This is a genomic window from Actinomyces sp. HPA0247, assembly GCA_000411415.1.
Taxonomy (GTDB): Bacteria; Actinomycetota; Actinomycetes; order Actinomycetales; family Actinomycetaceae; genus Pauljensenia.
In genome coordinates this window covers 518,729-544,162 of sequence record KE150451.1, presented here as the reverse complement: position 1 = coordinate 544,162, position 25,434 = coordinate 518,729, and the positions used below count along the sequence as shown (strand labels likewise).

The 25,434-nt window shown below is 63.7% G+C and carries 21 protein-coding genes and 1 tRNA gene; 20 read left to right on the top strand and 2 right to left on the bottom strand.

The window, feature by feature from the left end:
• Positions 1-144 precede the first annotated feature (144 nt).
• Positions 145-2,016, top strand: a complete 1,872-nt coding sequence (locus tag HMPREF1478_RS07440) for a cation:proton antiporter (RefSeq protein ID WP_016461472.1) — start codon at positions 145-147, stop codon at positions 2,014-2,016.
• Between the two features lie 13 nt (positions 2,017-2,029).
• Here HMPREF1478_RS07440 and HMPREF1478_RS07435 read toward each other — a convergent pair whose 3' ends face one another.
• Complete coding sequence (locus tag HMPREF1478_RS07435; RefSeq protein ID WP_016461471.1) at positions 2,030-2,602, bottom strand: GNAT family N-acetyltransferase; 573 nt, start codon at positions 2,600-2,602, stop codon at positions 2,030-2,032.
• Between the two features lie 217 nt (positions 2,603-2,819).
• Between HMPREF1478_RS07435 and HMPREF1478_RS07430 the strand changes: the two genes are divergently transcribed.
• From HMPREF1478_RS07430 to HMPREF1478_RS07350, 18 genes are all read left to right on the top strand, one after another.
• Positions 2,820-6,242, top strand: coding sequence for an ABC transporter ATP-binding protein/permease (locus tag HMPREF1478_RS07430; protein WP_016461470.1), 3,423 nt, complete (start codon positions 2,820-2,822; stop codon positions 6,240-6,242).
• 114 nt (positions 6,243-6,356) lie between these two features.
• Entirely contained in the window at positions 6,357-6,941 is a 585-nt protein-coding gene (locus tag HMPREF1478_RS07425) for a DJ-1 family glyoxalase III (protein ID WP_016461469.1), read from the top strand.
• 47 nt (positions 6,942-6,988) lie between these two features.
• A complete protein-coding gene (locus HMPREF1478_RS07420; RefSeq protein WP_016461468.1) occupies positions 6,989-7,900 on the top strand; it encodes a TatD family hydrolase in 912 nt (303 codons plus the stop codon).
• Between the two features lie 222 nt (positions 7,901-8,122).
• On the top strand, positions 8,123-9,283 hold the full coding sequence (locus tag HMPREF1478_RS07415; protein ID WP_016461467.1) for a resuscitation-promoting factor: 1,161 nt from the start codon (positions 8,123-8,125) through the stop codon (positions 9,281-9,283).
• A gap of 96 nt (positions 9,284-9,379) precedes the next feature.
• A complete protein-coding gene (locus HMPREF1478_RS07410) occupies positions 9,380-10,819 on the top strand; it encodes an aggregation-promoting factor C-terminal-like domain-containing protein (RefSeq protein WP_016461466.1) in 1,440 nt (479 codons plus the stop codon).
• Positions 10,820-11,947: 1,128 nt separating this feature from the next.
• A complete protein-coding gene (locus HMPREF1478_RS07405) occupies positions 11,948-12,592 on the top strand; it encodes a DUF4230 domain-containing protein (RefSeq protein WP_232207450.1) in 645 nt (214 codons plus the stop codon).
• 633 nt (positions 12,593-13,225) lie between these two features.
• Positions 13,226-14,212, top strand: coding sequence for a 16S rRNA (adenine(1518)-N(6)/adenine(1519)-N(6))-dimethyltransferase RsmA (gene rsmA / locus HMPREF1478_RS07400; RefSeq protein ID WP_016461464.1), 987 nt, complete (start codon positions 13,226-13,228; stop codon positions 14,210-14,212).
• Positions 14,213-14,251: 39 nt separating this feature from the next.
• Positions 14,252-15,229: a 4-(cytidine 5'-diphospho)-2-C-methyl-D-erythritol kinase gene (locus HMPREF1478_RS07395; RefSeq protein ID WP_016461463.1), complete on the top strand. Its 978-nt coding sequence runs from the start codon at positions 14,252-14,254 to the stop codon at positions 15,227-15,229.
• Entirely contained in the window at positions 15,229-17,163 is a 1,935-nt protein-coding gene (locus tag HMPREF1478_RS07390; RefSeq protein ID WP_016461462.1) for an ABC-F family ATP-binding cassette domain-containing protein, read from the top strand. The genes HMPREF1478_RS07395 and HMPREF1478_RS07390 overlap by 1 nt, the downstream gene beginning before the upstream one ends.
• Before the next feature lie 37 nt (positions 17,164-17,200).
• Entirely contained in the window at positions 17,201-17,578 is a 378-nt protein-coding gene (locus HMPREF1478_RS07385; protein WP_232207449.1) for a hypothetical protein, read from the top strand.
• Complete coding sequence (locus tag HMPREF1478_RS07380; RefSeq protein ID WP_016461460.1) at positions 17,575-17,874, top strand: hypothetical protein; 300 nt, start codon at positions 17,575-17,577, stop codon at positions 17,872-17,874. Before HMPREF1478_RS07385 ends, HMPREF1478_RS07380 begins: the two co-directional genes overlap by 4 nt.
• Before the next feature lie 11 nt (positions 17,875-17,885).
• The gene (locus HMPREF1478_RS10450) at positions 17,886-18,227 is read left to right on the top strand and encodes a lactate dehydrogenase (RefSeq protein WP_082157726.1); all 342 of its coding nucleotides are present in this window, start codon (positions 17,886-17,888) and stop codon (positions 18,225-18,227) included.
• Between the two features lie 28 nt (positions 18,228-18,255).
• A complete protein-coding gene (locus tag HMPREF1478_RS07375; protein ID WP_232207448.1) occupies positions 18,256-19,998 on the top strand; it encodes a TNT domain-containing protein in 1,743 nt (580 codons plus the stop codon).
• The gene (locus tag HMPREF1478_RS07370) at positions 19,985-20,512 is read left to right on the top strand and encodes a hypothetical protein (protein ID WP_016461458.1); all 528 of its coding nucleotides are present in this window, start codon (positions 19,985-19,987) and stop codon (positions 20,510-20,512) included. Before HMPREF1478_RS07375 ends, HMPREF1478_RS07370 begins: the two co-directional genes overlap by 14 nt.
• An 81-nt stretch (positions 20,513-20,593) precedes the next feature.
• Positions 20,594-21,046 (top strand): glycohydrolase toxin TNT-related protein, encoded by a 453-nt coding sequence (locus HMPREF1478_RS07365; protein ID WP_016461457.1) that lies wholly within the window; start codon positions 20,594-20,596, stop codon positions 21,044-21,046.
• Complete coding sequence (locus HMPREF1478_RS07360) at positions 21,046-21,564, top strand: Imm61 family immunity protein (RefSeq protein WP_016461456.1); 519 nt, start codon at positions 21,046-21,048, stop codon at positions 21,562-21,564. The genes HMPREF1478_RS07365 and HMPREF1478_RS07360 overlap by 1 nt, the downstream gene beginning before the upstream one ends.
• Before the next feature lie 348 nt (positions 21,565-21,912).
• Complete coding sequence (locus tag HMPREF1478_RS07355) at positions 21,913-23,916, top strand: glycosyl hydrolase family 28-related protein (protein ID WP_016461455.1); 2,004 nt, start codon at positions 21,913-21,915, stop codon at positions 23,914-23,916.
• Between the two features lie 351 nt (positions 23,917-24,267).
• Positions 24,268-24,543: a DUF1540 domain-containing protein gene (locus HMPREF1478_RS07350; RefSeq protein WP_016461454.1), complete on the top strand. Its 276-nt coding sequence runs from the start codon at positions 24,268-24,270 to the stop codon at positions 24,541-24,543.
• Between the two features lie 71 nt (positions 24,544-24,614).
• On the opposite strand, the gene HMPREF1478_RS07345 is transcribed toward HMPREF1478_RS07350, so the two are convergent.
• Complete coding sequence (locus HMPREF1478_RS07345) at positions 24,615-25,247, bottom strand: TetR/AcrR family transcriptional regulator (RefSeq protein ID WP_034475376.1); 633 nt, start codon at positions 25,245-25,247, stop codon at positions 24,615-24,617.
• Between the two features lie 111 nt (positions 25,248-25,358).
• Here HMPREF1478_RS07345 and HMPREF1478_RS07340 point away from each other — a divergent pair.
• Positions 25,359-25,429: transfer RNA gene (locus HMPREF1478_RS07340), tRNA-Gln, on the top strand.
• Positions 25,430-25,434 lie beyond the last annotated feature (5 nt).

Genomic DNA, 25,434 nt, shown 5'->3' with positions numbered 1-25,434 from the left:
GGTGTCGAGGCCATGCGGGCGGGGCGTGGTACGCCGCGCGAGTTCGCGGCGCGCGTAGCCGCTGTAGTGAGATGGCAACGACGCAGGTGGGGTTGCCCGAAATACAATTGACTCGTGGAACCCCTTCTTATTGCCCTGGCAGGAATGCTCATCATCGTGGCATGCCAATTCATCGCGCCCAAGGTGCGCGTGGCATCCCCCCTGATCCTGCTGGTCGTCGGCCTGGCGATCGGGTTCCTGCCGCAGGTGGGGGCCATCGAGATCGAGCCGCACATCATCCTCGAAATGGTGCTGCCGCCGCTGCTGTTCTCTGCGGCCGTGCGTATGCCGACCATGGACTTCCGACGCGAGATGAACGCCGTCGCGATGCTTGCGATCCCCCTCGTGTTCCTGTCCGCCTTCGCGGTCGGTTTTGTCATTAACTGGCTGGTTCCCGCCATCTCCCTGCCCTGGGGCGTCGCCCTGGGGGCGGTGCTGTCACCGACGGATGCGGTCGCCGTCTCGATTGCGAAACGTTCCGGCGTCTCCCACCGCATCATTACGGTGCTCGAAGGCGAAGGGCTCTTCAATGACGCGACCTCGCTCGTCCTCCTGTCCGCCGCGATGAGCGCCGGCCTGGCGGCCGACGAGCATGCGCTCAACCCGGGTCTGCTCTTCGGCAAGGTCGCCCTTGCGCTCGGTATCGCGGCCGCTATCGGCTGGGTTGTCGGTGAGATCGGCGTACGCCTGCGCGCCCTCATCAAGGAGCCCTCGGCCGACACGGTTTTTTCCTTCACGATGCCCTTCATCGCCTCGATCCCCGCCGAGCATCTGGGAGGCTCCGGCCTGGTCGCGGCCGTCGTCGCCGGCCTGGTCGTCTCGCGCCGCCGAGCCGCCACGATCTCGGCGGCGAACAGGCGTTTCTCCCAGCAGAACTGGCAGACCATGACGCTCGTCTTGGAGAGCGGGATCTTCCTGACGATGGGCCTGCAGGCCTTCGGCATCGTCGAGGAGACCGCCGCGTTCTCCGGCGGCTTGGCCTTCGCCGCGTTCCTCGCCGTCACCCTCGGCGCGCTCATCATGGCAATCCGCGCCGTGTTCATCGCGTTCATGCTTGCCTGGCTGGACCACCGCCGTACCCACCGTCAACGTCGCTACGAAGTTGAGAACTCGCGAATCGCGCGCTTCGAGAAACGCATGAACGAGGCCTGCGAAGTCGACGCCGACATGCTCGAGGCCCGCAACCTGAGTCCCGAACACTGGGAAGACGCGCTTAACCACTATCGTCGCCGCCTCAAGCGGCGCGCGCGCCGCAACGCCATGCGCGGTTCCGACCTGGATTACTTCGAGAACGAACCGCTGGGCCCGCGCGAGGGTAGCGTCATCGTCTGGGCGGGCATGCGCGGCGCGATCACCCTGGCTGCAGCGCAAACCATCTCGACGCATGCGCCGATGCGCGCGCTGTTGCTCACGATCGCCCTGTTCATCGCGGCGGGCGCCCTCGTCATCCAGGGCCTGACCCTGCCCGGGCTCATCCGCCTCGTCAAGCCCCAGATGGCCACGGGCGATATCTCCGAGGAGGAGCGCGCCAAGCTCCTGAAGGTGATGGGCTCCGCGCTGGTGGACACCGCCCTCGCCCAGGCGATCCACGAGGTCGACGGACAGACCCTGCTGTCCGCGGGTGTCTCGCGCACGCTGTCCCGGTTGGGACATGCACTCACTGACGAGGCCATGGGTGAGCACGTGCGGCCGGCGCACGCCGCTGACCGCGTCCTCACGGACATCCTCCAGGATGCCGCTGTCGACAGCGACGACGATGGTCACGGCACCGTCGACATGAGCGAGGAAGAGGTTGAGCGTTCCTTCACGCGCGACCAGATCCGTGAACTGGCGCTGGAGGCGATCCACGCCCAGCGTGACGCGCTCCTGCAGGCCCGCGACGAGGGCATCTTCTCCTCGGCGGCACTGGAAGGCGCGCTCGCGCGACTCGACAACGAGGAGATCCTCCTGGTCTCCAGCGGCGGCGTCGGCCACTGACTGTGCGCAGACGTCAGTCCGTCGTCACCCGCGAGGCGTAGGCCGGGTTCTCGCTCACCGAGTTGAGTGCCTCCTCCAGGCGCTGCGGGGTGACGACGCCGTCGCGCGCCAGGACCCGGTAGGTCTGGCCGGCCTCGTGCGTGAGCATGTTCCTCACCGTAAAGCCGTTGCGCTCGTAGAACGCCAGGCGTCGCACGCGCTGCTGGTAGTTCCCGGCCTCGCGGACGACCGGCTCGATTTCGAGCAGTTGCGGCACGTCGCCGTAGCGCTCGCGGATGTGCGTGAGGATGCGCGTGCCGTAGCCCGAGCTGCGCGTGCGACCATCCACCGCGAGGAAACCCAGGTAGAACAGGTCCGGGAAAGCGAAGGAGAAAGTCAGGGCGACCACGTTGCCCGCCCCGTCCTCGCCCGCAGGGAGGGAGGGGTCGATCCAGGCAAGGAAATCGACCTCGTCGCGCATGGCGCTCTGCGCCAGCTCGGGAAGGGGGACCTGTTCCTCGGGCGGGAAGGACCGCTCGTAGATTTCCGTAACTTTGTCGGCGATCGGACCCTCGTTGGGCACGGGAATCTGGGTGAGGTCGGTCATGGAACCAGTCTACTCGCTCGGTCTGTTGCCTCCAGGGAGCGGGCCCGATGAACGAGGCCGGGGCGGGGTTTCGACCAAGGGACTGTGGCGTGCGGAACTGTCGTCAGGGTCGGGTCAGGGGACGATCAGGGCCCAGTGGGTGAACAGCGGCGGTCGGGCCGAGCGCCCGCTCGCCTAGACTTGTAGGCACAATCAACAGCAGATGTGAGGATGAAGCGTGCTAGAGCTCAAGGAGATCGTCAAGGCCTACCAGACCGCCAACCTCGTGCAGGTGGCGCTCAACAAGGTCTCCGTGGCGTTCCGCGACAACGAGTTTGTGGCCGTGCTGGGCCAGTCCGGCTCGGGCAAGACGACGATGCTCAACGTCATCGGTGGGCTCGATCGTTTTCAGAGCGGCGACCTCGTCATCGACGGTATTTCGACGAAGAACTACAAGGCGCGCGACTGGGACGCCTACCGCAACAACCGCATTGGCTTCGTTTTCCAAGCCTACAACCTGATCCCGCACCAGAGCGTTCTCGCGAACGTCGAGCTGGCCCTGACCCTCTCGGGTGTTTCCCGCTCCGAGCGCCGCAAGCGCGCCCTCGATGCTCTTGAGCGTGTCGGCCTGAAGGACCACGTCAACAAGAAGCCCTCGCAGATGTCGGGCGGCCAGATGCAGCGCGTCGCCATCGCGCGCGCCCTCATCAACGACCCCGAGATCCTGCTGGCAGACGAACCGACCGGCGCCCTCGACTCCAAGACGAGCGTGCAGGTCATGGACCTGCTGCGTGACGTGGCCCGCGACCGCCTCGTCATCATGGTCACGCACAACCCCGAGCTGGCCCACCAGTACGCGACCCGCATCGTCGAGCTGGCCGACGGCTGCATCGTCGCCGACTCCGACCCCTTCGTGCCCGCCGCCGAGGACCGGCGCGAGGCCAAGCCCGCGCGCCGCACGTCGATGGGCTTCCTGACCGCCCTGTCCCTCTCCTTCAACAACCTGATGACGAAGAAGGGCCGCACCCTCATGACCTCCTTCGCGGGGTCCATCGGCATCATCGGCATCGCCGCGATCCTCGCCCTGGCCAACGGCACGAACGCCTACATCGCAAAGACCGAAGAAGAGACGCTGGGGGCATACCCGCTGACAATCCAAAAGACCGGCATCGACATGACCGCCGCGCTGTCCGTGTCGGCCTCGGACTCCCAGGACTCCAAGCCCGCACCCGACGGCAAGGTCGGCGTCTCCAAGCTGCGCACCTTCGCCGACACGATCCGCGACGCGAAGACGAACGATCTGGCCTCGCTCAAGACCTACCTGGACAACAACGGCGGCGACATCAACTCGATGGTCAACGCGATCGAATACGACTACGACATCGTCCCGCAGATCTACCAGTCCGACACGTCCAAGGAGACCGTGCAGGTCAGCCCCGACCAGTCGATGAAGCAGATGGAGGCGGGTTTCGGCGGGGGTGCCTTCGGGTCGATGGTACAGACGAACGCCTTCTACCAGATGCCCGCCACGACCTCGCTGTACACCTCCGCGTACGACGTGGTCGCCGGCTCCTGGCCGACCGGCGCGAACCAGGTGGTCCTCGTCCTCGATGAGGACGGTAATATCCCCAACGTCTTCGAGTACACGCTTGGCCTGAAGAACCACAAGGAATTCGATGACCTGATGCGTCAGTACTATCAGGGCGCTCTCACGGGCAAGAGCCAGTCCGGCGCGCAGTCGGGCACCCAGTCGGGGGCGAGCACCGCCACCTACGACTACTCTACGATCCTGGGCACCACCTTCCGCCGCGTCAACGCCTTCGACAAGTACACGTGGGACGACACCTACAAGGTGTGGACCGACCGCTCCTCCGACGCGGACTTCATGAAGAAGCTCGTGGATGGTGGCCAGCAGCTGACGATCTCCGGCATCGTCAAGCCCAACTCCGACAAGGGCGGCGCCCTGCGTCAGGGCATCGCCTACACGCCTGCCCTGACCTACCAGATCATCGAGGAGGCGGCCGCCAGCCCGATCGTCAAGGCGCAGCGAGCCAAGCCCGACGTCGACGTGTTCACCGGCAAGACCTTCAAGGAACTGGCGGACAATCAGAAGAGCCAGTCCGGCGGCTTCGACATGTCCTCCCTGTTCACGGTGGACGAGTCCAAGCTTTCCGCTGCCTTCCAGATCGACCCCGAGAAGATGCAGATGGACCTGTCGGGCCTCGATTTTTCCGGCATGGACCTGTCGGGCCTCGATTTTTCGAACCTCGACATGTCGGGCCTGGACCTGTCCAGCATCGATCTGTCGGCCCTCGCCGCGCAGTCCGGTGCCCAGTCGGGCGCCCAGTCGGGCATGACCTTTAATCTGTCCGGCCTCGACTTCGGGGAGCTGAGCAAGGACCTGCCGCAGCTAGCCAACGTGGACTTCCCGACGATTATCCGCTCGGCCCTGGCCGACGGAGCCGTCAAGGATGGCGCCGCCGACTACCTGAGCGCGCAAGCCTCGCAGATCGCCCAAGGGTTCCAGGACTACGCCCGCGAGCAGATCGAGGCGGGAGGCTCGACGGACTTCGCGACCCTGGCCTCGGCCTATTTCTCCCAGCCCCAGGTGATGGAGCAGTTGCGAGCGGCCGTCTCCTCCGACCAGGTCGTCGACTCCCAGAAACTCGCGGCGAACCTGACGAAGGCCCTCGGGGACGATCCAGCCCTGGCCCAGATCGGCACCGACGTGTCCACCCAGGTCATGAACGCGATCTCCGCGCAGATCGCTGCCCAGCTGGGGACCACCCTCACGAAGGGGGTGAGCGCCGTCATCGGCCAGGTCATGCAGGAAGCGATGACGAACGCGATGACCTCGATGATGACGCAGCTGTCGACCACGATCGGCAACCAGATTGGTGCCACCATGGAGCAGTTCGCCACCAACATGTCGAGCGCGTTCTCCATGGACCCGCAGGCGTTCGCCGACGCTTTCCACTCCAACCTGGATGAGAAGTCCCTCGCGGCCCTCATGGCGACCATGTTCTCCACGAACGTGCCGACCCTGGAGACGAACCTGAGGAACCTGGGATGGGCGGATATCGCCTCCCCGTCGAACATCTCGATCTACCCCAAGTCCTTCGCGGACAAGGACAAGGTGAAGGCCGCCCTCGACGCGTACAACGCCGACAACAAGGCGGCGGGCGCGACCGACAAGGTCATCACTTACTCCGACGTCATGGGTGCGCTCATGAGCTCAGTGACCAAGATCGTCGACATCATCTCCTGGCTGCTCATCGCCTTCGTGTCGATCTCGCTCGTGGTCTCCTCGATCATGATCGCAATCATCACCTACATTTCGGTGCTCGAGCGCCGCAAGGAAATCGGTATCCTGCGCTCGATTGGTGCCTCGAAGGGCGACGTGTCGCGCGTCTTCAACGCTGAGACCGTCATCGAAGGCCTTTTGGCGGGCCTGATGGGCGTGGGCGTGACGTACGGGCTGTGCGCGATCGCTAACGGTATCGCTCACTCCTCCTTCAACGTGGACAACATCGCTCAGCTGTCGCCCGTGACAGCGCTCGTCCTGATCGGTGTCTCCGTCGGCCTGACCGTCATCGCCGGCATTATCCCGGCCTCGCGCGCCTCACGTCAGGACCCGGTCGAAGCCCTGCGCTCCGAGTGAGACACGCGGCCTCGTCCCACTGTGGGGCGAGGCCGTGGCGCGTTTTCGGGGTGGGCTCGCCTGCGCTAACCTGGACGTAACGCTTGTTGCCGTCGCTGTGAGGAAAGAGGAATTATGCCCACTCCCGAGAAGCTTGCCACCGACGCGACCGTCGCCATCATGCTGGCCGACGGCTTCGAAGAGGTCGAGGCCCTGGCCGTCGCCGATGTCCTGTACCGCGCCGGTGTGCGCTCGGACCTGATCTCCGTCACCGACGCGCGCCACGTGACCAGCTCGCACGGTATCCGCGTCGTCGCCGACCTCATGCTCGAGGACGTGGACCTGTCCACCTACACCGTCCTCTTCCTGCCCGGCGGCATGCCCGGCACCCTGGGCCTGAAGGCCACGCCCGCGATCCAGGCCGAGGTGCTGCGCCGCTCCGACGAGTCCCAGCCCATCGCGGCGATCTGCGCGGCCCCCTCGATCCTGTCCGAGCTGGGCATCCTCGACGGCCGCCACGCGACCGCGAACCCCGCGTTCGTCAAGGCCATCGCCGAGGGCGGCGCGATCGTCCACGAGAACCCGGTCGTCGTCGACGAGTTCATCATCACCAGCCGCGGCGCTGGCACCTCCCTGGAGCTTGGCCTCGAGATCGTGCGCTACCTCCTCGGCGACGAGGTTGTTGACGAGGTTGCCCGCGGCGTCGTGCTCGCCCGCTGACCTCCCCGCCTCGTTCCTCATCCCTCCCGAAAGGTCATGACTCCCGCATGAGCCCGCGTAAGCCTCGTCCCTGGCCCGACGCGCCCGCGCCCCTGGCGGCACCCGTGGTGGACAACCACACGCACCTGCCCACCCACGTCGGTGAGATCCCCCGGCGCGAGGGCGTGGCGCTCAGCCTCGAGGAACAGCTGGACCGTGCCCGCGAGGTGGGCGTCACCCGGATGATTTCGAGCGCCTGCGAGCTGCCCGACTTCGACCCGATGATCGAGCTGGCGCGCGCTCACGAGGGTGTGCGCGTCGCGATCGCGATCCACCCCAACGACGCGGCCCTGCACGCCGGCTGCGCGGAGCCTTCGCCCGACGGCCTGACCCCGACGGTGCGCGACTACCACGTGCCCCTCGTCGAGGCGCTGGTCGAGGTCGAGAAGCGCCTCGGCGACCCGATGGTCGTCGCGGTAGGGGAGAGCGGCCTGGACTACTTCCGCACGGCCGAACCCGGCCGCGAGGCGCAGAAGGAATCCTTCCGCGCGCACATCGAGATGGCGCAGCGCGCCGACCTGCCCCTCCAGATCCACGACCGCGACGCCCACGAGGACACGCTGGAGATCCTCCGCGAGTGCGCCAGCTCGGACCAGCGCATCGTCTTCCACTGCTACTCGGGGGACGCAGCCATGGCGCAGCACCTCGCCGAGCGCGGCTGGTACGCCTCCTTCGCCGGCCCCATCACCTACCCCGCGAACTCCGACCTGCGCGCCGCGCTCGCGGTCCTGCCGCGAGAGCTCGTCCTCGTCGAGACCGACGCCCCCTACCTGACGCCCGTGCCGTGGCGCGGCTGCCCCAACGCGTCCTACGTCATGGCGCACACCGTGCGTTTCATTGCGGACCAGTGGGGCGTCAGCGAAGCCGTGGCGTGCGACCAGCTGAGGGCGAACACCGAGGCGGTCTACGGCGCCTGGTGAGGGGCCTTTTGCCCGTGATAACGCGGGTTTGACGAGGCTTTCGCGTCGTGTCGAACGGTGCCCACATGCTGGTGAATTGCGTCAAAGTGGTCGCACAACGGTAACAAATTGGTTACGGTGGGTGTGTCAGTCCAAATCGAGCGACTCGCCCGTATGCGCCCCGTCCTGCGGCGCATGCGTCGATACGACCCTCGAAGCGGAACCTTCAACGTCTGGAGACACGTGAGCGTTCAGCCTTCCCGCACAACCGTTATTTCCGTCGCCGCCGCGACGGCCCTCCTGGTGGCCGGTACTGCTGCTACCGCCATCGGCACCTCCTATCGTCACGTGACCGTCGAAGTTGACGGTGTCACCCACGACGTGTCTGGCTTCTTCACGACCGCAGGCGACGCCCTGAGCACGGCCGGTGTCTCCGTCGGCGCCCATGACCTCGTCGCCCCCGCCTCCGATCAGAGCGTTGCGAACGGCGATACCGTCGTCGTGCGCACGGCCACCGAATACAACGTGACCGTCGATGGTAACCAGACCACCGCATGGTCCACCGCCTCGTCCATCCATGGCGTGCTCGCGGCGCTGCCTGCCTCCGCCTCGTCGATGGCCGCCGACCGCTCCTACACCCGCGCCGAGATGCCCGTCGCCGAGGCTGGCGAGACGATCCACGTCATCGCCGACGGCGCCACGACCGACGTCGTCGCCTCCTCCGACGAAGGCACGACCGCGATCCTCGAGAAGGCCGGTATCAGCGCCGGTCCGATCGACCGTGTGACCCTAGAACACAACGGCGGCGAGGCCACCTTGCGCGTCGCGCGCGTCGTGCGCGGCAACGTGTCCACCACGACCGAGATCCCCTACGAGACCGAAGAGCGCGAGGATGCCGAGGCCGAAGAAGGCACCGAGAAGACCGTCCAGGAGGGCGTGGCCGGGTCTGAGGTGACCGAGACCTATCAGGAGACCGTCGACGGCAACGTCACTGTCTCCGCCGTCCTGTCCACCACGCGCACCGAGCCCACCAAGCGCATCGTGTCGAAGGGCACGAAGGCCAAGAAGGCCGAGGATACCGCCTCGAAGTCGTCCTCCTCGTCTGATTCTTCAGGTTCCTCCGCTTCCTCCTCGTCCGCCTCTGCTCCCGCCGCCGTCTCCGGCGACGATGCGGCGATCTGGGCAGCCATCGCTCAGTGCGAGTCCGGCGGTAACCCCTCGATCAACACGGGTAACGGCTACTACGGCATGTATCAGTTCTCGCTGCCGACGTGGCGTTCCGTGGGCGGATCCGGCCTGCCCTCCGATGCTTCCGCCGAGGAGCAGACCATGCGTGCGCGCATGCTCCAGCAGCGCTCCGGTTGGGGCCAGTGGGGCTGCGCCTACAAGCTCGGCCTCGTCTGACGTGACATTGCCCGCTGGCGCGCCAGGACTCTGGCGTGCCAGCGGGCGCTCACGCTAAGCTGACCAGCAGTACCAATAGCGAGTAACTGGAGAATTGTGAGCCATCATCTGAGCACCTCCCTGAGTGCGTCCGCCGCCAGCGCCCTGCACGTCCTCGGTGGCCGGCTGCGCTCCTTTACCCCCTCTCCGCGCGCCGTTCTCGGAGTCGCGGCCCTGGCCTCGGCGGGTGTCTTCGGCATTGCCGGCGTCGGCGTCGCCTCCTCGCACACCTCCGTCATGCTTGAGGTGAACGGCGTGTCCCGTCCCGTCACCTCGTGGGGCAACACTGTCGGCGATGCGCTCAAGGCCGCCGGCGTGAGCGTTGGCAGCAACGACCTCGTGCAGCCCGGCCCGGGTGAGGCCGTGCGCGACGGCGACACGATCGTCGTGCGCACCTCGAAGGCCTACACAGTGAACGTCGACGGGCAGACACGCACCCTGTGGACCACGGCCTCCTCCGCGGACAGTATCCTCGCCGACGCTGCGCCGCTCGGCTCGGCTGTCTCGCTCGCGGCGGACCGCTCCTCGTCCCGCGATGAGCTGACCCCGCTCGTCTCGCGCGCCCGCAACGTCTCGGTCACGGTGGACGGCTCGACCCGCGAGGTCGCCGCACGTCCCGGCCAGGACGCGCGCGCCATCCTCGAGGCCGCCGGAGTCTCCGTGCACCCCCTGGACCGCGTCACCGTCTCCAACGGCCCCACTGGCGAACTCACGATCAACGTGAGTCGCGTGACCCGCGGCGAAGCCACCGAAACCGTTGAAATTCCCTTCAGCGAGACGACGACGACCAGCGCCGACCTGTTCGTGGGCGAGTCCCAGGTGACCACTGCCGGCGTCAATGGTGCGACGACGTGGACCGTGTGGCAGGAAAAGAACGGTGACGAGGTCCTGACCTCCGTGCCGATCACCGAGCACTCCACCTCGCAGCCCGTCACTCAGGTGCGCAGCGAAGGAACGAAGGAAGCGACCCCGGCCGCGCTCGTTGCTGCGGGCATTGATCCCAAGGCCACCCTTGAGGAGAAGACCGAGGCGGACGGCACCACCTCCGTGCGCTATCGTGCGAAGCTCGGCACGATTTCCACGAAGGAAGAGATCGCCGCGATCGCTGCCGACACGAAGAACGCGGATTCCGCTACTGCCGCCGCTGCTGCGGCTGCTGCCGCCGCGGCGGGTGCTGTGCCGACGACCTACTCGGGCGAAGATCCGCGTTCGCTGGCCAAGCCTCTCGTCGCAGCCCAGGGCTGGGGCGACAGCGAATACCAGTGCCTGGTCCTCCTGTGGAACCGTGAGTCGCAGTGGAACCCCTACGCCGAGAACGCCTCGTCGGGCGCCTACGGTATCCCGCAGGCCCTGCCCGGTTCTAAGATGGCTTCGGCTGGTGCCGACTGGCGCACCAACCCGGTCACCCAGATCAACTGGGGTATCGGCTACATCAAGGGCCGCTACGGCACGCCGTGCTCCGCGTGGGCGCACTCGAACGCGGTGGGTTGGTACTAAGCCTGAGAGCTGCGTGGGGCCGGGCCCGACAACGACAGTTGTCGGGCCCGGCCCTTTGCGTCGGAGGTGCGTCGGTGTGGTGGTGTGTCGGTGCGCTCCCGCCACAATTTCGCACGTAATTCCCTGCCATGTCTTTCATGATCTGAACTTCGGTCGTTGAAATCATGCGGTTTTGAGCCGTGGCTAGAAACTGAACGGGTTAAATTACGTGCGAGATTGTTGGGGAAGGTGAGAATCTGGCTCGCCGTCGGTATGCGGATAGGTTATGAAGATGCGGATAGGTTATGAAGATGCGGATAGGAAAATAAGCTATCCGCACACGGATAACCTATCCGCACACGGATAACCTATCCGCACACGGATAACCTATCCGCGTGGATGCCCCACGCGCCTGGTGTGTGGGCGAACGCGTGGCCTGGTGTGGGTACTCAGGTTCAGGGGCGCAGTTCGCCGAGGTGTGCTAGCTGCCTGTGCTCCTCGCCGCGCACATGGGCCTGCTAATGCACACGTGGGCCTGATGGCATGCGCGTGGGCGCGACACCTCGCACATTAACCCGATGACATGCACGTGGGCAGCGATGCCCACGTGCATATCGAGAGGTTTACGTGCGTATCAAGGGGTTAACGCGCATATTCAGCGGTTTGCGTGCAAGCTACATGCCAGGCCAGGCATCGGTGTGTCCAATACGCAGACTGTCCCAGCTGCAACACCCCGTTGTCAACGTTTTTCGCCGAGGTGGTCTGCGATGTGGGCGCCTCGCCACCCTGAACCGCGACATCGCCGCCACCCAATGGGGGGATTTGCGCCATGAGGGGCGCGAAACACCGGCGGCACGCCGAAAGGAGGCTCCAAATGGCGCAAAACTCCCGCCATTACCCCTGGTGTCATGCTCCCTCACTGGTGCAGGGCTGTCCGACCAGGCGCAACTTAACATCGGTGAGGCCTCGCCGACAGGAATAGGCGGGGCGCGGATGGCAGGCTCCGCGACCATGCTTGTTGCCGATGAAATGTGGGTGTCCGGCTATCCGCTGTGCCGGTGTTGTATCACCTTGACACTTACCCTACAATTCCTGTGAAGGTTACCTAATATTCATCGTCATTGTGTCAGTGAGGTCATCGTGGGTTTGATGGGCGCGATTAAAACTGGTGGGGCCGTTATCGGTGCCATCGCATGCTTTGCAGGTGGGGCGAACATTGGGCCGATGCTTGGTCTGGGTGCGTCGCAGGAGGAGCCGGCCCCTGTCGTCACGGTAGATACGACCGTTGTAAAAAACTCTTTTGCCGACATTGGTGAACTCGCCACCGAGTCGTACAACTTCACTCAGGTAGGGAAGTACTCGGAGGAAGGAACCAAGATCTTCGGTATGGAAGTGCCGGGCACGGGCGCCCATTACCTCATCACCTATTCGGGCGAGGTAAAAGCTGGGCTGGCCGACGTGAGTCGCATTCAAGTGCAGGCTGATGAACAAGCTCATGTCGTGACAGTCACCGTCCCCGCTGTTGAGATCCTCTCTTCGTCCATCGATCCTGCGTCTGTTGAGACCTACGATCAGTCTTTCTCCCCCGTTAACCAGATTGAGGTTGGAGAGGTTACCTCCTTTTTGGCCGATCGAGAGGCTGCTGCGAAAGACGAAGCTGTCGCACAAGGTCTGCTGAATAAGGCCCAGAATCGGTTGGAGGAGGTAGTCAAGGGACAGGTGAACGCCGTCCTTGGCGAGCGAGCCAGTGCGTACGACGTACGTGTGGCGCTTGCCGAGGAGCCGGGCGCGTAAACGGCTGAGTCCTGTGCGCAACTGGCCGGGTCTCGCGCGTAACCGGCCGAGTCAAGCATGTAACCGGCCGAGCCTCACAAGTATCCGAGCCTCACGCCGTGCCCGTCCTTACTGCTCGGGGGTTGGTAAGCCAAGGGCTGGCCTTCGGGGTGCGCACATGCGGATAGGTTGTGAAGATATGGATAGGTAATGAGCATCCGGATAGCTTATTAACCTATCCGGATGCGGCTAACCTATCCGGATGCCTGGAACCTATCCGCGTAGAGCGATTGTCATCGCCCGTCGCGCGGGTTCATGAGGTATCCCTGTGCCGTGCTGCCGCAATTTCGCATGCAATTCCCCGTCGAGTATTTCATGATCTGAACTTCAGGCGTTGGAATCATGCGGTTTTAAGCCATACCTAAAATCTGACCAGATTAAATTACATGCAACATTGTCGGGTAAGGTGAAATCTGGGCACGCGTCAGTGATGCTCTAAGCCTCTCAAGGGCTGATGCTCTCAAGGGGCTGATGCTCTCAAGGGGCTGATCATCTCAGGAGCTGAACCACACCGGGCACCGTGCCATACGCGCTCCGAGCCTCACAGGGCACCTTGCCCCGGCCTCGTCGGCCCCGTGCACTAGACTTGCCACCGTGAGCCGATCCTCCACTCCCCGCAACCAGCGCGATTCGCGCCGCCTCGACCCGACCCTGCCCGAGGGCGCCGTCCCCTCTGAGACGGGCCTCCTCGGCCCCCTTGAAGTGAAGGCCATCTCCGAGGCGCTCGGTATCCGCCCCACGAAGGTGCTGGGCCAGAACTTCGTGCACGACGCGGGCACGGTGCGCAAGATCGTCGCAGCCGGCGGCGTCGAAGAGGGTGACGAGGTCGTCGAAGTCGGCCCCGGCCTCGGCTCCCTGACGCTCGCGCTCCTGGAAGTGGGCGCGCGCGTGCGTGCCGTCGAGATCGACCCGCCCCTGGCCGCCGCGCTGCCCGAGACTGTGCGCGCCCGCATGGGCGAGGCCGCCGACCGCTTCCACGTCGTCACCATGGATGCCACGGAGATCAGCGGCGTCGATGACTTCGGCGTGGACTGGCCAGCCCCCACCAAACTCGTCGCGAACCTGCCGTACAACGTGGCTGTGCCGGTTCTGCTCAACATGCTCGAGGCCTTCCCCTCCATCCAGGTCGTCGTCGTCATGGTCCAGGCCGAGGTCGCGGACCGCCTGGCCGCCGGCCCCGGATCGCGCACCTACGGCGTGCCCTCCGTGAAGGCCTCCTGGTATGGCTCGGTTGAGCGCGCGGGGACGATTGGTCGCTCCGTTTTTTGGCCGGTGCCCGGCGTGGATAGTGCCCTCGTGCGGCTAACCCGCCTCGAGACCCCGCGCGGGGACGACGAGCTGCGTCGCGCCACCTTTGAGGTCACCGACGTGGCCTTCGGCCAGCGCCGCAAGACTCTGCGCGCGGCCCTGAAGAACTGGGCGGGCGGCCCCGAGGTCTCCGAGGCCCTCCTGTCGGCCGCCGGCATCGACCCGACGCGTCGCGGTGAAACACTCTCGATCGAGGAGTTCGTCGAGCTGGGACGTGCCGTGATCGAGGCTCGCGCCAACGGCACCCTCGCGGCGTCGACCGCGGCCCGCTGACGGCGGCTGGGAAGACAATCGGCAGGAAGAAGGAACGCCATGCGTGAAGTGCGCGCCAGTGCGCCTGGAAAAGTCAACCTGACCCTGCGCGTCGGCGCACCCACGCCCGACGGCTACCACCCCCTCGTCACGGTTTTCGAGGCCCTGAACCTGCGCGAAACCGTCACCGTGCGCACCTCGAAGACGCCGGGCGTGCGCGTCGAGACGATCGCGTACCTGCCCGACGGCAGCATCGACGAGGCCACGACCCGCGCGATGGCTGACCTCGACCCGCAGACCCACCTGGCGGTGCGCGCCGCGCGCGTCCTCCAGCGCCTTGCTGCCGCTGTCCCCTGGGCGTCCACCGCCGCGGGCCTGAGCATTCGCGTCGACAAGCGCGTCCCTGTCGCCGGTGGCATGGCCGGCGGATCGGCGGACGCGGCCGCCGCCCTGGTGGCCTGCAATGAACTGTGGGAGCTGGGCCTGGGCGCCGAACAACTCGAGGCGATCGGCCGCTCGCTGGGCGCCGACGTTCCCGCTTGTCTGGCGGGCGGCATCGCGCTGGGAACCGGGCGCGGTGACCACATGAGCGTCCTGCGCGAAGGGGACGAGGCCGGGGCGCAGCACCACTGGGTCATGCTCCTGTCCCGCGAGGGCCTGTCCACCCCCGAGGTGTTCAGCGAGTTCGACCGGGTCGACGCGGCGGGCGCACCCACCCTCGCCGAACCCACGCCCGAGGAGGTTGCCGCCCTGTGCGGGGAACCCGAGGAACTGGGCCACTGCCTCGTCAATGACCTGCAGGCACCCGCGCTGCGCCTGCGCCCCGAGCTGGCCGAGACCATCGCCGCCGCGCGGCACGCGGGAGCCCTGGCCGTCACGCTGTCCGGGTCCGGCCCGACCGTCGCGGCCCTGGCTCGCGACGCCGCACACGCCCAAGCCCTCGCGGCCACCCTGCGCGACGCGCCCACGGTCGCGCGCGCCATCCCCACCCACGGGCCCGTGTGCGGTGCCCGCATCGAATCGATGGAGGCCATCTGATGGCGCACCTGCTCGGAACCCAAAACGTCGGCGCCCTCGCGGGGTCGCGCAAACTCCTCGAAGGGGTCACGGTCGGCCTCGACGACGGCAGCCGCGTCGGCATCCTCGGCCCTAACGGCGCCGGAAAGTCCACGCTCCTGCGCATCGTGGCCGGCACGCAGGAACCCGACGGGGGAGTGGTGACCCGACGCGATGGCGTGCGCGTCGCCGTCCTCACCCAGGCGGACACCCTCAACCCCGAGGACACCGTCATCCAGGCTGTCCACCCCGGCATGGAGGAGTACGAGTGGGCCTCCGACCCGGCCGTGCGCGACATTCACGCGGGGCTCCTCGCCGACATCAACCCCGCCGCCCTTGTCGGCACCCTGTCCGGCGGGCAGCGCCGCCGCGTCGCGCTCGCCCGCGTCCTCGCGGCCACCGCGGACATCGTGTGCCTGGACGAGCCCACCAACCACCTCGATGTCGAGGGCGTGGCGTGGTTGGCCGCGCACCTGAACGCCCGCTTCGCCCGCGCCGGTGCGTCGGGCGCGCTCCTGGCGGTCACCCACGACCGCTGGTTCCTCGACGCCGTGTGCGAGCACATCTGGGAGGTCGTCCCCGGCGTTGACCCGGGCGGCGACCGCCCGCAGATCGCCGGCCACGTCGAAATCTACGACGGCTCCTACGCCGCCTACACCCTCGCCCGCGCCGAGCGCATGCGCCAGGCTGACGTGGCCGCCGCCAAGCGCGCCAATCTGCTCACCAAGGAGCTTGCATGGCTGCGTCGCGGGGCCCCCGCTCGTACTTCGAAGCCGAAGTTCCACATCGCCGCCGCCGAGGCCCTCATTGCCGACGTGCCGCCCCCGCGCGACACCGTCGAGCTGGTCAAGATGGCGACCGCGCGCCTGGGCAAGGACGTCATCGACCTCGAGGACGTCTCCGTGTCCTTCACGCGCCCCGACGGCTCGCGCCTGGACATCCTCAAGGGCGTCACCTGGCGCCTGGCCCCCGCCGAGCGCGTCGGCATCGTCGGCGTCAACGGCGCCGGCAAGACGACGATCCTCAACCTGCTGCGCGGCGACCTCGAGCCCACCTCGGGGCGGGTCAAGCGTGGCAAGACCGTCCAGGTTGCGACCCTCTCCCAGGACACGCACGAGCTCGACGCCCTGGCTGATATGCGCGTCGTCGAGGCTGTCGCCGACGTCGCCCAGACCGTCGTCGTGGATGGCAAGGAGGTCAGCGCCTCGCAGATGACGGAACGCATGGGCTTCACGCGCACCCGCGCCTACACGCGCATCAGCGAAATCTCGGGCGGCGAGCGCCGACGCCTCCAGCTCATGCGCCTGCTCATGAGCCAGCCGAACGTGCTGCTCCTCGACGAGCCCACGAACGACCTCGACACCGACACCCTGGCGTCCATGGAGGACCTGCTCGACACCTTCCCGGGCACCCTCGTCGTCGTCTCCCACGACCGCTACCTCCTCGAGCGTGTCACCGACCACCAGGTTGCCCTCCTCGGCGACGGTCAGGTGCGCGCGCTGCCCGGTGGCGTCGAGCAGTACCTCGATATGCGTGCCTCCGGCGACTTCGGGGCGTTTGGTTCGTCCTCTCGCGCCGACGAGGCCGGCTCCGCCTCCCGCTCTGCCGTTCCCTCCGCGGACGCCTCCTCAGGCGAGGCGGGCGCGGGGCAGGGGAGTGCTCGCGGTGGCGTGAGTGACGCTGCGGCGCGGCGCGCGGCCAAGAAGGAAGTGGCCCGCATCGAACGCAAGCTGGAGCGCCTGCGGGCCGAGGCCTCGTCCCTGGAGGCGAAGCTGGAGAAGCTGTCGATCCAGGTGGCGACGGATCCTTCGGCGGTGTCCGAGCTGACGAAGGTCTCCGCGGCCCACCAGGACGTCCTGGCCGAGATGGACGAGCTGGAGGAGGCATGGCTCGAGGCAGCTGATTTGCTCGAGTGAGTCGTGCTGTGATTGACTACGATGTTCAACTGAACAAGTGGTTGAACGAGTGGTGTTAGCCGCTCTCTCTCCGATGAAGGAGGAGCGTGTTGTGAGTGGACCTGGCTTTGGACTTGTCATTGGTGCGCAAACGAAGGCTGCTGGTTATGTGGTTGACTTCGAAAGTAAGCTCGTGGATGTAGCAGAGATGCTTGAGTCCTGTATTCTCGATGACGTTGCACGAGTGAATGGGCCGTATGTATCGGTTCTGAGTGACGCCCTACAACGGTGGGGTGAGGGCGCAAACGCACATCAGGCTGACCTGGAGCGCTATGCGCAGGCTCTGATCTCGGTCGATGAGGCACTTGTGGCAGCGGAGGAAGATGCGAGCGGGGATCTGAATGACATCGCGCTGAGTTTCAGGAGCGCATCATGAGTGGGAATGACCTTGTCTTCAATGAGACTGCTGTCAATTACATCGTGGACGATGTCGAGCGTGCGGCGTCGAAGCTGCGGGACGGCAGCGCCGAGATGTCGGACCTCGTGGAGCATGAGCTTATCGAATGGACGGATAGCTCCGAGGCGCGGCAGGCGCAAATGGAATGTGCGCAACGTATGGATGCTCGAGTGGATGACATGGCTGCTGCCTTGGATTCCCTGAAGCAGGCATTCGAAGAAATCCGTCAGGCGGGCATTGACGCCGAAACCCGTGCATTCGCTGCCGTTGATTAGGGTGAAGTGGCATGGGAAGTCATGATTTTGAAGTCGATCTTGAGGCGTTGGGTACTGCGGTATCGGAATTGAGTGACCTGCAGGAACGCAATAGAACGTATGATGTCGCGGACTATACGCCCAACTCTGGAATGGTTGGCGATCCCGTCGTAGCTGGAGCGCTGGAGAGCTTTAGTACGAAGTGGGATCAGGGACTCAATGGGATGCTCCGAGATATTTCTGAGGCCTCCGGACGATTAGGTAGAGTTGCGGGGATCTATTCGGATTACATGGATGCGTGTGAGGAAGCGATGAGGCGTGCTCGCGATGCAGCAGCTGGTATCTCGACGCAACAACTGGTGTTGGGAGGCTGACGTGAGCGTGAGGCACACGGGGGCTCCTGTGTTTGAGATCGAGGGTGATCCCGGCTCCATTCGAGGACGTGTTGCGGTGATGCGTGACCGGGCATCCGACTGTGAGAGCATCGCGTGGTCGCTCCAGGAGATTTCAGTATCCGGCTGGAGTGGGCGTGCGGCCGATCGGTTTCACGAGCATTTCAAGCTGCAGCCGGACAAGTGGTGGTGTGCCTCGGCGACTTTCGGTCGGGCGGCTGATGCGTGGGAGAACTACGCCTCGGCGCTCGAGCGAGCGCAAGCACGCGCTGCGGAGGCGAAGATTTCATACGAGGCAGGTGTTGCTTCCGTGGACGCGGCGCTTGCCGAGCAGCAATGGGCAGCAGCGCATCCGAAGCAGGATATGTTCGGGATGCCTGTGTTTGACATGTCCTACCATCCTGAGCGTGACACGCGTCCCGGCGAGGCAATGAAAGCGCAAGCTATTACGGACTTTGAAGGTGCAGTGAGTGACGCCGATGTCGCTGGTGAGGAACTCGCGCAGATACTCTATGAACAGGCGAACCGTTCTCCGGATCCGTCGTGGGCCCCCGTTCATTTTGCGAAACGTACGATAGCTGGCATCTTTGATGGCGTTTGGGGTCTACTGTCCTTGCAGTATGGCATGGCTCTTGAAGGCATGTGGGACTATGGGCGGTACATGCTGGGGTGGATCACCTGGGATGAACTGCAAGCGAAGCACAAACAGAAGACAATCTCACTTGAGGACTTGTTTGCGCTACGTGACGCGATTATGGCAGACCCGGCAGGCTTCGCGAAGAAAATGTGGGAAGCACTGATCAATGTCGAAGGCTGGAAAGACGATCCCGGCGCCGCACTCGGCGAACTTGTTCCGGCTGCAGTTCTAGCTGCGCTCACCGCCGGCGGTGGAAATGCGGCTCGTGCCGCCGCCGTACTTGATTCCCTGCCTGTCATTGGTGACGGCATGATGCTGCGGGATATGGGGATGGGGCTAGGCACTCTTGCTCTGAAGAGCGCGGGTCGTCTTGGAATTGGCGCGGATGGGGCCGTAGGAAGGTTGTCTTCGCATTTGGACGACTATCTGCGCGCGCACGGCATGGAGGATCTTGCCAATGAGTGGAAGGAGAAACGACTACGCGTCCTTCCCCGAAGTGCGGACGATCTCATGGAGAGAATCCCTTTGACCTCCAGGCAAGCGGGTGGTGGCGAACCACCTACTGAAGGCTTGGTAGATGGAGTGAAAGGTGGAGACCTTGCAAAACAGCGTGAAGTGGTATTGGGTGTAAAGCCTGACGGATCTTCTTATACGTACGAGGAGTGGAACGCTGAAAATGGGCATTTTGAGGTCAATGAAAAAGGCGAAAAAGAATGGGTGTATCATTGGCCGCCAAATGAAGGTTACGATGGTGAGCCGAAAGTATATTCCTCGGTTGCTGAATATGTGGAGGATTATGGTAAAGATGTTGACCGTATCGGGCATCCGGGGGGTAGCTATTTAGGGGCAATTGAAGGTGGGAAGCCGGCTTCTTTCGAAGAGCGATCGCTTCTTCCAACATCTGTCAATGACTACTACTATCAGTATGAGTTCACTGAGGCTCCTATGCCGGATGGCTGGACAATCAAGTCAGGAAAGGTCGCTCCCTGGGGGCAGCAGCCGGGAGGTGCGACGCAGCTGCAGGTCATCAAGGATAATGGAAAAGCGGCAAGTATTACAGAACTCCTTGAGAAAGGAATTCTTAAAGGAAAGGAGAGTCCCGTTGGGCTTTCTTGATGAATACAAGTCTGTCATGGAGAAGCATGCTGGCTTGAAAGTGTATGGGAGCGTGTCTGAGGAGGGGGGTGTTTACTCTATTGATTATGGTCATGGCTTCTATGCGCGACTCTGGTATGAGAATGGTGGCTACTCGTTTGCGGAGGAAGAGAGGGGAAAAGTCTGGCCCGGTGGTTTCTTCTTTTCGCGGCATATCGATTTGACGCAGAAGGTGATGATGAACTATACGGTGTCGATCTTGCGACACGCTCTCGGGTTTGAGCCGCTGGGGCTGCCGATGGATATTGAGGAGCTCCCTGAGGGGTGGAGGCCGCTCAAGAATAAACGGCTCGACTACATTGGTTTAGACGGTCCAACTGGTGAGCGCTTGGATTTTGTGACGGGGAGCTCCGTCTATTGTGTTCCGTTGGCGTGGTTGTATGATGTGTCTCCTTCTGAGTTGTTGCACGCATACATGCTTCCCGACGGCGGTCCATTGCTTCGTCGATGGCTTGGGCGCCCGTATGTTCGATGAGAGTCTCATGTGTATGAGCATCAATGAAATGCGTGAGTATCTAAGCTTGCGCAAGTGAATGGAGTAGAAAGGAATAGAAAGATGGACGCCAGTCAGATCCCTGATGTTCACTCGCCGAACTTCCCCAATTCGGGAGTCTTGAAATGGGTGCAGGACGGGCCGACAGTGCTCGCCCGAATGGATAGAAGTACAGTGAAGACCTATACGAGTTTTCTCGCCTATACGAAGACATTTGGCCCCTACGTCGATAGACTTGGACTCCCGTACGGAAAGTATTTCTGGCAGCTGACAGAAAATGGAAGTCCCTTTTCGCTGGAAGAGCGATCCCTCGATATTCTTGCAGTGAATGATCCGTACTACCAGTATCGGATTGTCGCGCTGCCGACGGGTTTTTCTATTCGAACGGGCATCAATGTTCCGCAATTTTCAATGCGTGGAGGAGCGAGGCAGGTGCAATTTATGCTTGGTGACTACCCGCTCACTGCGAGTGAGTGTTTGCAACTTGGCATACTTGAAGCGAAAGGGAGTAACTGATGTCTGTGACAGCCGATCTGGTTGATTTTGCTCGGACTAGCGGTGCGATTTCGTCGGTCTACAAGGGTGACGGAATTGCGCTCACTTGGGATTCAGGACGAGGCTGGCAGCACATTTGGGACACGAAGAACTCGCGTCGTCCTCAAGCGTTCTATGGTGAGAGTGAGTATTTAGAAGCTCGTGTTCCTACCATGATTAGCGACTATGGCGAGATCATGTTGAAATGGGCGATCATGCGTATCGGCGAAAAGGCGCGGTGGCGTCGCGGGTGGCCGCGAATCGATGTGCCCTCGGGGCTTGAAAGTGTCTCGCCCCAGTGGGGTTTCGAACAGCTCACCCCTATCACTGGCCGCCTGACCTTGGATGGTGCACATATTCCGATGGAGGTGCGCACAATTTTTCCTGTGCATCCGGAACTCAATCAACTCTCCCAGGTGATGCAGATCGATTTCGATGAGCTGCTAGCTGGATATATGGATCCATCAGGGGGAGCTCTGCTGCGTCAGTGGCTTTCCTGATGTTGTTAGCGTTGGTGGGGGTCGCGGTGAGCCTGTTCGACGCGTCGCTGTTGACGCCTCGCGCCGCCAGCAATCGCCTTCGGCGTAGCTGCAACCGAGCCCTCGGTGCCTCGTCTTCAATCCCTGCCACGCTATCGGAATCTCATATTTATAATTACAGTGCAAATATTGACTGTCGGTCTAATCCGCAGTATTCCGCAGTTCTTCACCGCGAAAATTTCTCAGCAACTCTTTGACAGTGGTAAAAATCGGCTACTATGTGCCCGGGTTCCGCCGATAGGGCGGAGCATAGGAGCGAAGTGACGCCGTGAGCGCGCTTCAGGGCATGAAAAGAGGCTTGAGAGACATATGAAACGAGGACCCTTCATCGCAGGGGCGGCTCTGCTCGGCGTTGTCGCGCTGGTGCCGGCACTCGTCCCCAGTGCGGTTGCCGCCGACGACCAGTACGGCGCGAGCGTCCCCTACACGCGATACGAGGCCGAGGAGGCGAGCCGCTCCGATGGGACGACGCTCGAGCGCTCCGACGACCTCGAATCGACGGCTATCGAGGCCTCGGGCCAGTCCTACGTGGCCCTGAACAACAAGAACTCCTCTGTGGACTTTACGGCGACGGCTGCTGCCAATGCCCTCGATCTGCGTTTCACGCTGCCGGATCACACCTCCGGTCGCGTTGATGTGCGCGTCAACAATGAGACGGTCGCTACCCTCGACCTCTCCTCCGAGAGCGCCTGGCAGTACGTTGGCGGCAGCAGCGTGTACGACGAGTCGGGAGCAGGCCTGAGGGCGCGCTTCCGTTTCGACGAGGTTCACACTCTGCTCGGCCGTCAGGTCCAGAAGGGTGATCATATTCAGATCGTCAAGGTTGGCGACGATCAGAACTCCTACGGCATCGACTTCATCGAGCTCGAGCAGGCCGCACCGGCCATCGAGCGCCCCGAAGGCGCCGTGAGCATCGCCGACTACAACAATGCGCGACCCGGCGATGGCGTTGCTGACGACGCGGCTCTCGCCGCCGCCATGGACGCGGCTGCGAACACCGCGTCCAAGACGGTCTACATTCCCGCAGGAACCTGGGAATTCTCTGGCAAGATTGGCATTAGCCACCCGGGTCTGACCTTCCAGGGCGCGGGCCTGTGGTACACCAACATCTTCTTCACCTCTGATCAGGCGAAGGGTGGTGGCATCGTCTTCAATCATGGCGCGAGCAATGAGACGCTGACCGACTTCGCCATGTCCTCGAACCTGAAGTCTCGTTACAACCAGGAGGCTCAGTACAAGGGATTCTCCGGTGAAGCCGGTGACGATACCCGAGTTGCCAACGTGTGGGTCGAGCACTTCGAGTGTGGCTTCTGGATGGGCGACTACGTGGACGCCAGCCAGATGCTCTACACCAACGGCATGGTCATCGAGAACGCTCGCATCCGTAATAACCTGGCCGATGGCGTGAACTTCGCGCAGGGCACCAAGGACTCCACGGTTCGTAACTCCTCCGTGCGTGGCAATGGTGACGATGGCCTGGCCTCCTGGGCGAGCATCGACACGTATTCGCACAGTGAGGCACGTGTGGCCGAGGGCAACTCCTTCATTGGCAACACGGTTGAACTGGGCTGGCGAGCCTCGGGCATTGGCATCTTCGGTGGCAAGTCCCACGTCATCAAGGACAACCTCATTGTCAACAACTTCTCCGGCGCGGGCATTCGCCTGAACACTGTGTTCGATGGTCATAACTTCGACCTCAACACGGATCAGGGCATTACGATCGCCCACAACAAGCTGGTGCGTTCCGGTACGACGGATGACTTCTATGGAAAGACTCGCGGCGCGATTGATTTCCAGGAAGCGAAGGGCGAAATCCGTAACGTCACGGTTTCGGACAATCTCATCGTGCGCCCCTACGCCGAGGAGATTCGCGCGGACTTCGGTCTGGGTCAGGATGCCCTGTCCGCTCGCGGCATCACGCTGCGCGACAACAAGCGTGACGACGAGGCCATGGACACCGCGCAGGCGAAGGTTGTTAACTACGTGCTCGTGGGCGACCAGGTGGTGCGTACCGTCCCCGAGTCTGAGAACTACAGCCTCTACTGGTACCAGCGCGACGAGCGCGGCAACGATGGCACGATCAACCGCTACTGGGTGTCCAAGGCGGATGGCCTGACCATCACCCCCGACATGGAGTACTCCGTGGAGGGCGGCAAGCGGGTCTACAACGTGACGCTCGGCGACCTGCCCGAGTACCTGCCCGTCTCGACGACCGATTTCTCCGGTTCCTACAACTATGTTGCGGACCTGGAGCGCTCGCAGCCGGCCGACGATGGCACCACGATTGTGGTCCGTTTCTGGTCTGCGAAGTGATCGTTTCCTGATCAGCGGCTCTGTGTCGGATTCGCCCGCGCTGCCTTGTGGTGGCGCGGGCGTTTCCTTGCCCTGACGTGCATCGGGGTAGGTGTGCCATACCGGTACAGCGCAGGCTCACCTACCCGAATTACGCAAAAGAAATGCCGCATTTATTTGCGTAATTAGTGATGGTGTGAATGCGAAAATAACCCCGTCATACCCTGGGAGCATCGTTGGAATTGCAACGAAAACTCGCTACGTTTGGGAAGTGTTGCGAAAAGGCGTATCACTGGTGTCAACAGCGCGGCCAACCTGGTCGCGACCGGCTACATTCAGGCCCCACGGGGCCACGTTGAAAAGGACACTCTCATGGCAGATATGCCCCGCATCCTCGACTGCTCCGTCACCTCCTGCTCCTACAACAAGGAGAAGAACTGCGGAGCCGCCGCTATCACCGTCGGTTACTCGACCTCCTGCACGACCTTCATCCCGCTGACCGTCAAGGGCGGCCTTGGCAAGTCCGAGACCTTCGTTGGCGCCTGCCAGAAGGCCGACTGCGTCCACAACTCCGCGCTCGAGTGCACCGCCGCCGCCATCTCGGTCGGTGCGGGCACCGCTGACTGCCTCTCCTTCGAGGCGCGCTGAGTCTCACTCACGGACGAGGCCGTGGCAGGGATGACCCGCCACGGCCTCGTCGTATGGGGAGAAAGAACAAGTCAGCGTCCGTCGCTCGATCGCACCCGCAGCGTGGGGTGGGGGCGCAGGCCGCGCTGGCCGTTCCAAATGAGATTGACGACGTGGGCGGCGACCTCGTCCTTCTTCATGCGCCGGTCATCGAGCCACCACTGGCCGACCTGCGCGATAAGCCCGACGAGCATCTGGGCGTAGAGGGGTGACCAGGTCGCATCGAAGTCCGAGCGCTTGAACTGCTCGGCGATGATGTGCTCGACGCTGGTCGCCACGTCGCCCATGACGGAGGAGAAAGAACCCGCCGTGCGGTCCGAGGGGGCGTCGCGCACGAGGACGCGGAAGCCGTCCGTGTTGCGCTCGATGTAGTCGAGCAGTCCCAGGGTCGCGTTCTCCAGGATGAGGCGCGGGCGCTGCGAGGACTCCAGGGACGTTTGCAGGGAGGAGATGAGTGCCTGCACCTCGCGGTCGACGATGACCGCGTACAGGCCCTCCTTGCCTCCGAAGTGCTCGTAGACGACGGGCTTGGAGACCTTCGCACGGGCCGCGATCTCCTCGACGCTGGTCGCGCCGAAGCCCTTTTCGGCAAACAGAGAGCGCCCCACGGCCACCAGCTGCTCGCGGCGTGCGAAGCCGCTCATTCGTGTCCTCTTCTCAGCCATGACCCCAGTATCACACGAGGCCTGGGCTGGGCCACGTGCAGACCACGCCGCGGGCGCCAGGCCGCGTTTGAAAGCGCACGCGGGGTGCAGGTATCATCACAGTGGACGCATTCCGCCTTGGTGTAACGGCAGCACAGAGGTTTTTGGTGCCTTTAGTCTAGGTTCGAATCCTAGGGGCGGAGCGATC